The following is an 11,906-nucleotide window of genomic DNA, read 5'->3' on the forward strand; positions in this document are numbered from 1 at the left end:
TCAGKCAGGTTATCGAGGGATTCACCGATTTGTTCGGTGTTGTTGAGGTGCAGATCAATAATCGGGGGTTCTTTATCGGCGAGGATGGTGTTGAGAAGGTCGATGAGGAGGTGCTTATGGTCGAGCTGACCGAACATCCATTTAAAGACCCAGTCTTGAGTGAGGTCAAGGTGGGTAAAGGGGAGAGAAGGTTTTTTTCGTAGAGGTCATGATGAAATCCTACTAGGTTTAGTGAGAAAGATTTCATGCTAAAGGGAGCGGTTGTGATGTTCTATTGGACAAAACTATTCTGTCATACTAGACAAATAGGTAGAGTTGTGATTTTAAGACCGTAGAATATATCGCTTCAATTGATTTTATTTTTTCAAACAGTTAATGTTTCGCGTTTATATTTATTGAGTGTAGTTATAAATCTTCACCAACTGAAAATCCCTACCCAGTGAACAACTCATCTATTGGTAGGGAGATACTTTCGTGGTGTAAGTTATCGTTTCATAAACTCAGCCAATACAGCACCTGTATGTGATCGTTTCTTGAGTTTTATTAAATCTTCTGGACTTCCGCTAGCAACGAGTTCGCCACCATTGGTTCCACCTTCTGGCCCCATATCTAAAATCCAGTCAGCTTCAGCCATAATATCTAAGTTATGCTCAATTACAACAACGGTATTTCCTGCGTCTACTAAACGATGTAAAACGTGGATAAGTTTTTCAACATCAGCCATAGATAACCCAACAGTCGGTTCATCTAATACATATAAGGTATGAGCTCGTTTGGATACACGCCCTGTTTTGATAACTCCCTCATCTAAACGAGCTTTGACCAGTTCAGAGACTAGTTTGATGCGTTGTGCTTCCCCTCCTGATAAAGTAGGAGAAGCTTGTCCTAAGGTTAAATAACCAAGTCCTACATCTTGCATTAGTTGTAAGGCTCGTAATACTTTTGGATGGGCTTCAAAATACGGAATAGCATCGTCAATTTCCATACGTAACACATCACCAATAGAGTGTTCACGTAACCGTACGCTTAATGTTTCAGGGTTAAAGCGATTACCATTACATGCTTCACAAGGAACTTTAATATCTGGTAAGAAACTCATTTCCACCGTCCGCATACCTTGCCCCTCGCAAATAGGACAACGTCCTGCGCTCGTATTAAAGGAAAAACGTGAGGCAGTCCAACCTCGCATTTTAGCTTCTTTTGTCTGTGCAAATTGCTGGCGAATATCATCCCAGAAACCAATATATGTTGCTGGGCATGAACGTGGTGTTTTACCAATCGGCGTTTGATCTACTTCTAACACACGGTCAAGTGTTTCCCAGCCCTCAATTGTCTTACAACCGTGCCAGAGAGGTTTTTCTCCTGACTGCCCAACTACATTTTTTAGGTTACTGAGAAGAACGTCTCGTGCCAAGCTAGATTTTCCTGAACCTGATACCCCTGTAATCACGTTGAGTTTGCCGAGAGGAAGCTTTGCTTGAACATTTTTTTAAATTATGTAAATTCGCTCCCGAAATACTTATCCACTCTTGGTTTTTATCCATTAACCTCCTAGATTTCATCGGGTGTTGAATAGGTTGAGCTAAGAATTTACCTGTCAATGATTGCGGATTATTAATAATATCTTCATAGCTACCTTCTGCTACGACAGTACCACCACGAACGCCTGCGCCTGGTCCAATATCAATAATGTGCTCTGCTTTGCGAATGGTATCTTCATCATGTTCAACAACGACTAATGTATTGCCATTACCTTCCAGTTTGCTCAGTGCATTGAGCAAAATTCTATTATCACGAGGATGTAAACCTATTGTTGGTTCGTCTAGAATATAACAAACACCTTGTAGATTAGAGCCTAACTGGGCTGCCAATCGTATCCGTTGTGCCTCACCACCAGATAAGGTAGGAGAGGAACGATCTAGGGTTAGATAAGATAGTCCAACAGATTGCATGAAATTTAAACGATTATTGATTTCTACCAAAATATCTCGAGCAATTTCTTTTTCGCGTTTATCTAATTTTAGTCCTGCAAAAAAATGATTGAGCTTCTTCAACAGACATGGCACTAATCTCAGTGATGGAGTGATTTTGCCATTGCACAGCTCGTGCGACGGGATTTAGTCGCGTGCCTTCACAGGAATGACAGAGTGCTAAATATTGCCCATCCTCTTCATTGGCTTGCCAAACGCTTTCTTCACCTGTTTGTTCGGCATCAAACCCATCAATCGCTAAACCCGTACCAAAACAGCTAGGGCACCAGCCATGTTTCGAATTATAAGAAAATAGACGAGGATCTGGTTCAGGATAACTTGTGTGGCAACTTGGACAAACACGTTTGCTTGAAAAATAACGTTGCTCTGCCTGTTGTTGTTCAAGTGGTAATTTTTTTTGTAAGTTATGCAAAATACTCATCACCCCTTGACCATGTTGTAGGCTAAGGCTAATGCCTTCCATTAAGGTTTTTTCATTGTTGTTGGTGACAGTGATATCTAAGACAGGTAACTCAATCGTATGCTCTTTATAACGGTCTAGACGAGGCCAAGGATTTACAGGAGTAAATTCCCCATCTACTCTTAATTGTGTATACCCTGCTTTTTCTGCCCATTTAGCTAAATCAGTGTAGTAACCTTTACGAGCAGTCACTAAAGGGGCTAAAAGAGCAATACGTTCTCCCTTATGTTCATTGACAATCTGTGCCAGAATTTGTTCTTTGCTAAAAGGCACTACGGGAATATGGCAACAAGGACAATATTGAATGCCTAGTTTGACATACAATAAACGGAGAAAATGATGTATCTCAGTCATCGTTCCTACGGTTGATTTACGTCCGCCACGACTCGTTCTTTGTTCAATGGCTACTGTGGGAGGAATACCGTAAATGGCATCAACATCAGGTTTGCCTGCAGGTTGTACAACAGCACGTGCATAGGCATTTAGAGATTCTAAATATCGGCGTTGTCCTTCATTAAATAGAATGTCAAAAGCTAATGTTGATTTACCTGACCCAGATACTCCTGTGATGACACTAAATTTATTATGCGGAATATTGACAGAAATATTTTTCAGGTTATGTTCGCGAGCATTCAAGATTTCTATTTGAGAGGGTTGGTTGTGCTGAATCTGGTAGCTGACTTGTGTATCTAGCAGAGAATTTTCAGAGGAAATAATGATGCTGGTATCATATTCTTTTAACGCTTGTCCTGTTAATGATTGTTTATGTTGTTTAATCATTTCAGGTGAGCCTTGTGCAACGATATAACCACCGTTAAATCCTCCCTCTGGACCTAGATCAATAATCCAATCGGATGATTTAATCACATCAAGATTATGTTCAATAATAATCAGAGAATGCCCTGCTTCTAACAGTTTACGGAAGGCTTTCATCAACCTAGCCACATCGTCAAAATGTAATCCAGTAGTAGGCTCATCAAATAAGAAAAGATTACCTTTATAGGCAAGAGATTTTGCTTTGGCACCTAATTTGGCTGATGCTACAAGGTGTCCAGCGAGTTTTAAGCGTTGAGCTTCACCTCCAGATAGTGTTGGGACTGGTTGACCTAAGCTCACATATTCTAAGCCAACATCAACCAATGGCTGTAAACTGACTTTAATATCTTTTAAGCCTTTAAAAAAGTGCAGTGCTTCACTAACCGTCATAGCTAATACTTCATCAATAGAGGCAGACTGCCCTAAATGCTCGACACGAACTTCTAATATTTCAGGTCTAAAACGTTTGCCGTCACAATCAGGACAACGTAAATAAACATCTGATAAGAATTGCATCTCTACGTGTTCAAAACCGGTTCCTCCACAAGTGGGGCAGCGACCATCACCACTATTAAAACTAAATGTTCCTGCGGTGTAACCACGCTCTCTAGCGAGTGGTGCTTGTGCAAAAATCTTACGGATAGCATCAAAAGCTCCCACATAACTAGCAGGATTGGATCGTGTTGTTTTACCAATCGGTGTTTGATCGACCATAATCACTTCAGCAACTTGCTCTGCGCCTAGCAATGCCTCGTAGGCACCGGGTGTTTCTGTAGGCTTATTAAAGTGTTTGAGTAATGCAGGATAGAGTACATCTTGAATTAAGGTGGATTTACCTGATCCTGAAACGCCAGTTAGACAAACGAGCCTATTTAAGGGAAATTCGACATCAATATTTTTAAGATTATGTTCACGTGCACCTTTGAGAAGTAGCCTTAGTGTATTTGGGCTGACTTTCATCGGTAATGGAGGCTCAACACGTAAACGTCCTCCTAAGTATTGTCCAGTTAAGGTATTAGCATGGCGTAATTGTTCAGGGGTTCCATCAAATACAATCTCTCCTCCGCGCTCACCAGGACCAGGCCCTATATCAAGAATACGATCAGCGGCTACCATCACTTGAGGGTCATGCTCTACGACGACTAATGTGTTACCTGCTTGACGCAACCGTTGCATGACTTGCACAATTTTTCCCATATCATGAGGGTGCAAGCCGATTGATGGTTCATCAAGTACAAATAAGGTATTGGTCAGTGAAGTTCCTAAGGCAGTCGTCAAATTAATACGTTGAATTTCTCCACCAGATAGCGTACGACTTTGTCTATCAAGGCTTAAATAAGACAACCCCACGTCATTAAGATAATTTAAACGCGTGTTGATTTCAGTCAGAACAAGTTCAATGGTCGAGTCTTCTTTAAAATCTTCCTCAATAAAAAATTGTTTGACATCCGATAGAGGGAGACGCATCAAATCATGAATACATAAGCCCGGTAAATGGTTTAATTGTTGTTCAGACCATGCTGTACCGACAGGCATAAAGCGTTGATAGTGAGGGAAACGCTCAGACGTAGAAGTGCCTATACGCCATAAATTAGCATCAGGTTTTAAGCGTGAACCATGGCAGGTTTCGCAAGGGCGGTAGCTACGGTATTTAGATAGCATGACCCGAATATGCATTTTGTAGGATTTACTTTCTAAATAATCAAAAAAGCGAGCGGCACCATACCATTTAGTCTTCCAATTTTGGCTATTATCTTTGAAATCTGAATCGCCTTGAATCACCCATTGACGTTCGCCGTCAGATAATGCTTTCCATGGGATATCGGTACGAACCCCTTCTTTTTTTGCGTATTTTATTAATTCTTCTTGGCATTCGGCATAGGTAGGTGTTTGCCACGGTTTAATTGCTCCTTCAGCAAGGGTTTTATTTTCATCAGGTACGACTAAACCGTAGTCGATGCCCATAGTACGTCCAAAGCCACGGCACGCTTCACAAGCCCCTAAGGGAGAGTTAAATGAGAATGTGCTAGGTAATACTTGTGAATAGCTAATGTCACAGTTAGCACAGTGTAAATGCTGGCTAAAATTCCATTGATAGGCATTTTCCCCTTCATCATTGAGTGCATAGACACGTAAATGTCCTTGTCCATAGTTGAATGCCGCTTCAATTGCCTCAGAAACGCGTTCTTTTTCTGCCTTGCTAAAACGGAAACGATCTTGGATAACAAATAATTCACGATAGCTATCTGTCTCTGTGGATGATTTAGCAGATTTTTTTGTCTTTGCGCTAGATGTTTTGATTTGCTCATCATGAATGCGAGTGTACCCTTGCTGTTCTAAAAAGCCTTTGACTTCTTCCTCTGTATAGTTACTCGGTACACGAACAGCAAATGTGAGTACAAGGCGTGGATCATTAGCGGCTTGGCTAAATAGTCCTAATTGTTTGTATACTGAGCCGACATAATCTTTTTTCACTTCTGCACCACATTGACGGCAGTAGAGTTTAGCGATGCGTGCGAACAATAGTTTCAAATGATCGTTTAATTCGGTCATCGTGCCAACTGAGCTACGAGAATTGCGTACTGGATTGGTTTGGTCAATAGCAATCGCTGGTAGTATTCCCTCAATTGCATCAACTTGGGGTTTATCCATACGATCCAAAAATTGACGAGCATAGGGTGAAAAGGTTTCTACATATTTACGCTGTCCCTCTGCATATAAGGTATCAAAGGCAAGAGAACTTTTCCCTGAACCAGAAACACCTGTTAATACGGTGATTTCGCCCGTATTAAAAGAAACATTAAGATTTTTAAGACTATTTTGTTTGGCACCGAAAATGCGAATTTGAGAAGACATAACGCTATGAAGAAAAATCAATAATAGGTAAATTGTAAAACGATTACTAGCTGAAAAGGCTGTGGTTTAGATAAAACATTTACTTTTTAATAAAGTCTTTAAAAATCAATATATTTCCTGTTTTTATGAAAAAAATTACCAAAAATGATATTTAAATAAGAATTATTCTTATTTAAAATACGAATAAATATTTATGAGAGGAATATTTTAGAATGAAAATAACGTTTAAACAGCCTTTTATTTTGTTGGTTATGTTAGCAAATCCTTTACTAGTGTATGCTGATACAACAGATGAGGAAGTCGTAAAACTAGATACTATCTCAGCAACAACGCTTAATAATGATGATTTAGTAGGCCAAACATTTGGCTATACAACGAATAGTTCCAATATTGCGACAAGAACAAAATTGCCATTACTTTATACGGGTCAGGCGGTATCTGTTGTGACACGTCAACAGATAGAGGATCAGCGACTAGAAAGTCTATCAGAAGCACTTAATTATTCTGCAGGTGCATTTAGTGGTTTAGTTGGTGCCGCTCGTCGCTATGATTATGTTGCTATCCGTGGCTTTAATGAAAATATGACAGATAATGTATTGATTGATGGGCAACGTTTGTTGAGTGATTCAAATACATATAGTTCTATGCAAATAGATCCTTATTTTATTGAAAGAATTGATTTGATTAAAGGACCCGTTTCTTCTTCTTATGGGCGCGCAACTCCAGGCGGTTTAGTTGCAGCAACAACTAAACGCCCTTTGCATGAGGCTTATCATGAAATTAATGTATTTGGAGGCAATCGAGATCAGCATGGAATGAGTTTTGATTTAACAGATACCTTTGATAAATCAAAGAATATATCGTATCGTTTGACAGGATTATTGAAAAAATCGCATTCACAAAATGATGATCATAGAAGTAATCGATATGCCATTTCACCTTCACTCAGCTGGAATATTTCACCATCAACTAATCTATTATTACAAGCCTATTTCCAAAATGATCCTAGAGCTGGTTATCATGGTGGATTGCCTGCTGAGGGGACTATCAATTCATATAATGGGTTTAAATTCTCCCGTAGCTTTTCTGATGCAGAGCCTAGCGATCAATTCCATCGCCGTCAACAAATTTTCAGTACACAGCTGACTCATATGTTTGCACCAGATTGGATTTTTGCATCTAAGATTCGTTTTGCCGATGTTCATACATATAGTAAACAAACATGGCAGTTAGGTTGGGCGGATACATCATTTGATTTATATCGTGCTGGAGGAGAAACCACAGAACACTTGAAATCATGGTCATTGGATAATTCAATTACAGGCAAATTTAAAACAGGTTCACTACAGCATGAAGTCGTGATAGGTAGTGATTATCAACACCGTAAGACGGAGTCTGATGCAGCTTATAATTATTCAAGTATTCCTATGTTGAATGTGCTTAATCCACGTTATGGGATGAATGTAGGATATACAGATTATCCTAGTTATCAAACACTACGATTACGCCAGTTAGGCTTTTATGTAAGAGAGAATATGCAGTTCGGTCAGTGGTTTGCAAGTATTGGTTTGCGTCATGATCGTGTATCAACGTCCATTACTAATAGAGTAACTGGTTTAAGAGGATCAGAGTATGATGGCGGTAAAACGACATGGAATGCGTCATTACTTTATGCCTTTGAAAATGGTATCTCTCCTTATATTAACTATAGCACTGGATTTAATCCGAACACATATAGTGATATTAATGGCAAATTATTACAACCTACTGAAAGTGCACAATGGGAAGCGGGTATTAAATATCAACCAGAGGGTTCTAATAGTTTGTATACCTTGTCATTCTATGATTTACGTCAAAAAAACGTTGCTAATCGAGTGGTCAATGGTAACTACTATATACCTAGTGGACAAGTTAATTCTAAAGGTATTGAGTTCGAAGCCAAGATTGATGTAACGGAAAAATGGTTTGTTCAAACAGCTATTGCGTATAACCAGACTAAATTTAAACACTCAACCATCGGTCTGGATGGAAAAACACCTTACCAATCGCCAAAACTAACAGCAGCATTGTGGAGTAATTACAACTTTGATAATGGCTTATCTATAAATGGAGGTGTACGTCATGTCAGCGGCGTGTGGGCAGATCATGCTAATACGCTTAAGGTGCCTCCTGTAACGCTAGTGGATATTGGGGTGAAATATGATTTAGGAAGTTTAAATAGCCAACTAAAAGGTTTGCAAACAAGTATTAGCATCAATAACTTATTCGATAAAAAATATGTCTCATCTTGCGCAGGTTTGAATTATTGCTATTATGGAGAAGGACGCAATATCCTAGCGAATATCGCCTATAAGTGGTAAATTATGGGCATTAGTAGACGGCAATTTGTCTCAATTTTAAGCCTATATGGGGTGGCCTCTTTCACTGGGTGCTCACCCCAACCATCAGCTGTATCTCCTCTGATTAGGTATACTCAGCAGAATAAGAAATTTCCTGTAGAGATTCGACATGCGTTTGGGTATACATCTGTTAATACATTACCTCAACGGATTGTTACGATAGGGTCAGGAGCTGATGAGATTTGTTTGAGCTTAGGTGTAATGCCTGTTGGTATTTCTACAACTTATTGGGGAACTGATTCAAAAGGTTATCTACCTTGGATGGTGGAATATACAGAACAAAATCAGCTAAGTTTGCCACCTGTTATCCCTTTATTTCCAGAAATAGATGTAGAAAAAATTATTGAGCTAGAGCCTGATCTTATCTTAGCCCCACAATCCGATATATCAAGAGCTTTGTATCGACAATTAAGTAGTTTTGTCAATGTTATCCCGTTTCCAGAAAAACCTTGGCTGACACCTATTAATCAACAAATTGAAATTATTTCGGCGGCATTAGGTCAATATGATCAAGGGTTGCAACTTATTGAGGATCAGAAACAGCAAAGTGCCCTGTTTAAAGAACATCATCCACAGCTTGCTCAAAAAACATTTGTTTTTATTTATACAGATCAAAATTCTCCTCATCTTTGGTGTTATTCAAGAGGAGATCAACGTATAGATTTTCTTGAAAGTTTAGGACTAACTCTATTGCCAATAGTGGCGAACATGCCGACTCATGCAGGAGCTGCTGCCGTGAATATTGGCATTGAAAATGTGGACTTGTTAAATCAAGCAGATATAGTGATTGCTAGTTTTCCTAGCTTAGAGAGTCAAGAAATAATGCAACGACATCCTTTGTTTTCAACACTTCACGCCATGAAAACAGGAGGATATTTAGGGATACATGATCCAAGTGTCATAATGGCGATGCTATGTGGTTCTCCAATAAGTAGACCGTGGTTATTGAAGAGGTTATTGCCTTTATTGTTAACCATAGAGCAGAATTTAGCCGTATCGCATTAAGAGGAGATTATTATAGTAGTGAAACATTTGACCAAAACTAAGATAGTCTTATTTAGTTTATTTATCATCATTGCTTTATTTTTGAGTGGCATTTTATTTGGTTCAAAAATGATGACAATTGAGCATCTATGGCAGGTTTTCTCTAAGCACATCACCTCTATTGATAAAGATTATTATAGAACTATTTTTCAGATGAGATTGGTGCGTAGTATAGCCGTTATGCTCTGTGGCGCTGCGCTTGGCGTATCAGCAGCGTTATTACAAGGATTGACGAAGAACTATTTAGCCGATAGTGGCTTATTGGGCATTAATGCGGGAGCGGCTGCTGCTGTTGTTAGTACAGTATTTATTCCATGGTTACAGATTGATTTTTTCTGGGTAGCACTATTAGGGTCAACAACGGTAGCGGCATTTGTCAGTTTAATTGGGTTACATGGTAATGATGAAAATTATTCTCGGTTAATCTTAATTGGTACGGCTATCTCTGTAAGCTTATTCGCTTATGTACAGACTGTGACACAAGTTAATATAGCTATGATGGATAAATATCGCTTTTGGATAAGTGGGACATTTACCAATGTGACTTTTTCAGAGATAGTGCATATATTACCAGTATGGTTATTGGGTATGTTAGTGGCGATGGGGTTGGGTAAGAGCATTAATGTGTTGAGTTTAGGAAAAACATCAGCACAGTCATTAGGGGCAAGAATATTATTCATTCAAATTATTACTCTATTAGTAGCATCTAGCTTATCAGCAGTAACAGTGGTATTAGCAGGACCAATTGCTTTTGTTGGGCTTGGAGCGATCCATATTTCTCGTTATCTCTGCGGGATGAATTATCAACAATTATTACCTGTGTCAGCGGTTGTTGGTGCGTGCTTATTATTGGGTACTGATATCTTGGCTCGTATTGTTATTGCCCCATCAGAAATTGCGACAGGAATTATGGCTTCTTTGCTAGGTGCACCATTACTGTATGTTTTAGTTTGTCTAGGAAAACAAAAATAATGGTGAATTTAATGCTACTGCCTGTATCAAGAGCGCGATACTATAATCTTGTTTTAGTGCTGATAATGATTCCTTTGGTTTTATTATCGATGACTATTGGACGAAGTCAGAATTTATTACCCTTATTGTCCGAGTTAATACAAGGAAATGCTACTGGCATTTCTACATGGTTATTTGAACAATTATGGCTGCCAAGAACATTGGTTGCTATAGGTGTTGGTATCGCTTTGTCATTAGCGGGTGCTATTTTTCAGACTCTTACTCGAAATCCTTTGGGTAGTCCCGATATGATAGGTGTTAATACCGGTGCTTCTTTAGGACTTGCGGCGGTTACTATCATATGGCCTCGTTTAGTCTCTGAAAGTATTGGGGCGTTATTCGGTGCTTTAATAATCGTTTTTTTAGCTATCTTAGCTAAGGGGCGTCGCCAGTTTTCGAGTGTGCAAATCATTGTAGCCGGACTTGCTTTAAATGCAATGGCACTGGCTTTAATACAGTTTGTTATTATCGGAATTAGACCAGAAGCGGCAACACAGCTAACAGCATGGATGAGTGGTAGTCTGTCTCAACGGGATTGGTCTGATGTGATAACTATCTGGATGGCTTTGCCATTATTACTGTCAGCACTAGTTGTTTTTTATCGACCGCTTAATTTACTAAATATAAGTCCTATGATGGCTACTACTTTAGGTGTTAATGTTCCTTTAGTCTCGTTAAAAATACTATTATTGGGAACTTTATTTGCTGTTGTAGCTGTTGTGGCGGCAGGGCCAATCGCATTTATTTCTCTTATATCACCACATATTGTGAAACGTATGATTAAGAGTAATCGTTTTTTGATTATGCCTACTGCTTTAACTGGTGTTATCCTCGTCCTAATAGCAGACTTAATTTCAAGACTATTGCCTTATGATGCATTCTTACCAGTCGGTATTATTACGTCATTTATTGGGGGTATTTATCTCTGTGTTTTGCTTATTGTTGAGTGGAAAAAATCATTATGCAATTAAATTCATTATTAGATAATAAACATACCCATGATTTAGTCACGGATAGCCTTCATGTACTTGAACATATAGTAGAGGAGATATATCAATTAGCACCATTTTTACATGGTGAAGTTGATTGTGGACAAGCTTATATTACGCGAGTTTCTAAACAAGAAATGAATAAGCTAGTTGAAAAAATTAATGAACTCTATCAAGCAATATCTAAACAACATCCTGAATCAGGTTCGATTCATTGGACCTGTCGAACGTGGAATTTATTAATTTGGCAAGCGATTTATGTTGTTGTTGGGGTTGCGTACAATCTGCAAGCATTGTTCCTAGCTTAGAAAACTTTGGTTTGCATATTAAAGAGTATGAA

Annotated in this window: 6 protein-coding genes and 1 pseudogene; 5 read left to right on the forward strand and 2 right to left on the reverse strand. The window is 38.9% G+C overall.

The features are described 5' to 3' along the window. A partial coding sequence (locus tag V757_RS29950; protein WP_218184495.1) for an Rpn family recombination-promoting nuclease/putative transposase occupies nucleotides 1-137 on the reverse strand: 137 nt, incomplete at its 3' end. Nucleotides 138-484: 347 nt separating this feature from the next. Further along, nucleotides 485-6,123, reverse strand: a pseudogene (uvrA, locus tag V757_RS21475) (excinuclease ABC subunit UvrA). 212 nt (nucleotides 6,124-6,335) lie between these two features. On the opposite strand from uvrA, the gene V757_RS21480 reads away from it, so the two are divergent. From V757_RS21480 to V757_RS21500, 5 genes are read left to right on the forward strand one after another with little or no spacing between them, the layout of a single operon-like run. Further along, entirely contained in the window at nucleotides 6,336-8,483 is a 2,148-nt protein-coding gene (locus V757_RS21480) for a TonB-dependent siderophore receptor (protein WP_023950983.1), read from the forward strand. Between the two features lie 3 nt (nucleotides 8,484-8,486). Next, complete coding sequence (locus tag V757_RS21485) at nucleotides 8,487-9,527, forward strand: ABC transporter substrate-binding protein (RefSeq protein ID WP_023950985.1); 1,041 nt, start codon at nucleotides 8,487-8,489, stop codon at nucleotides 9,525-9,527. 18 nt (nucleotides 9,528-9,545) lie between these two features. Continuing rightward, the gene (locus V757_RS21490; protein ID WP_023950986.1) at nucleotides 9,546-10,538 is read left to right on the forward strand and encodes a FecCD family ABC transporter permease; all 993 of its coding nucleotides are present in this window, start codon (nucleotides 9,546-9,548) and stop codon (nucleotides 10,536-10,538) included. After that, nucleotides 10,538-11,548: a FecCD family ABC transporter permease gene (locus V757_RS21495; RefSeq protein WP_023950988.1), complete on the forward strand. Its 1,011-nt coding sequence runs from the start codon at nucleotides 10,538-10,540 to the stop codon at nucleotides 11,546-11,548. The genes V757_RS21490 and V757_RS21495 overlap by 1 nt, the downstream gene beginning before the upstream one ends. Next, on the forward strand, nucleotides 11,539-11,874 hold the full coding sequence (locus tag V757_RS21500; protein ID WP_023950990.1) for a hypothetical protein: 336 nt from the start codon (nucleotides 11,539-11,541) through the stop codon (nucleotides 11,872-11,874). The genes V757_RS21495 and V757_RS21500 overlap by 10 nt, the downstream gene beginning before the upstream one ends. Nucleotides 11,875-11,906: the final 32 nt, after the last annotated feature.

This window comes from Pelistega indica (assembly GCF_000506865.1).
In the GTDB taxonomy this organism is placed as follows: Bacteria; Pseudomonadota; Gammaproteobacteria; order Burkholderiales; family Burkholderiaceae_B; genus Taylorella; species Taylorella indica.

Bases quoted from the DNA above. Each gene is read 5' to 3' on its own strand.
- V757_RS21495 (WP_023950988.1), top strand. From the start codon at position 10,538: ATGGTGAATTTAATGCTACTGCCTGTATCAAGAGCGCGATACTATAAT.
- V757_RS21485 (WP_023950985.1), top strand. From the start codon at position 8,487: ATGGGCATTAGTAGACGGCAATTTGTCTCAATTTTAAGCCTATATGGG.
- V757_RS21500 (WP_023950990.1), top strand. From the start codon at position 11,539: ATGCAATTAAATTCATTATTAGATAATAAACATACCCATGATTTAGTC.
- V757_RS21480 (WP_023950983.1), top strand. From the start codon at position 6,336: ATGAAAATAACGTTTAAACAGCCTTTTATTTTGTTGGTTATGTTAGCA.